This is a genomic window from Mesorhizobium sp. M7A.F.Ca.CA.001.08.2.1, from assembly GCF_003998455.1.
In the GTDB taxonomy this organism is placed as follows: Bacteria; Pseudomonadota; Alphaproteobacteria; order Rhizobiales; family Rhizobiaceae; genus Mesorhizobium; species Mesorhizobium ciceri.
Map to the genome: position 1 here is coordinate 1 of NZ_RZPW01001296.1, position 850 is coordinate 850.

1 protein-coding gene is annotated in these 850 nt (G+C 58.7%); it reads right to left on the reverse strand.

All coding sequences use genetic code 11. The annotated features are described in order from the left end of the window. Nucleotides 1-180 precede the first annotated feature (180 nt). Nucleotides 181-561, reverse strand: a complete 381-nt coding sequence (locus EN914_RS38590) for a GMC family oxidoreductase (RefSeq protein ID WP_164752935.1) — start codon at nucleotides 559-561, stop codon at nucleotides 181-183. Nucleotides 562-850: the final 289 nt, after the last annotated feature.

Genomic DNA, 850 nt, shown 5'->3' on the forward strand with positions numbered 1-850 from the left:
AGCTTACGAGTATGCGTGCCTCGCTGGCGAGCTTGCCCACATTCGCGCGAACTAGAGACGCTGGCGATACGTGCGGACAGCAGATAGACTGACACACAGCAAGGGGCCTCCGAATGTGATGAAGCAGCCCACGCTAGGCGCGAGTTGGGCGCAGTCACTCAGCAGCTGCCGGTGTGATCATCACCGACGAAGCCTGTCGGCGAGACGGAGCCCAAGGGCCAAGATCGTCAAGGTGGGATTCGCCTGGCTGGATGTTGCCAGAACCGAGCCGCCCGCGATGTGCAGGTTCATCAGTCCATGAACTCGGCATTCAGCATCAACAACCCCGTCGGTCGGGCTCGCAGACATTCGCGTGGTACCGAGATGATGACCGTCCATGGCGCCTGATTTGCCTGCCATTTCGACCACATGGCCAGGTTCAAATCCTGAAATGGTAGCTCCGATCTTCTCCAGCTTCCAACCGAGCAGTCGATAGGCGCGCGCGACGCTTTGGAGATCGTTGTTCGTGGTTTTCCAATCGACGCGCAGCTTCGGCATACCCAATCGGTCGCGTTCGCTCACCAACGTCAGTCTGCTTGCGGGGGTTCGGCTCCTGTTCCGAATGAAACTCAAGATTGACCACATTGGCGCGCGGCCCCAATACGATGGAGGGCAGCTTTCGCCGTGCGAAAGTTCTGTTCGCCATCCAGCGCAAACCGAAGCGCCCGAGGCGCACTGGCGAGGATACGACGTTCTGAACGTGCGCGAGCTTTTCGTCCAGCGTCATTGAATGTTGCAGCCGACCTCTGAGGTGTTTCGGGAGAAATGTCCTTTTCACGAGATACATCGCCGAGAGGATCGGGTCGTTGTG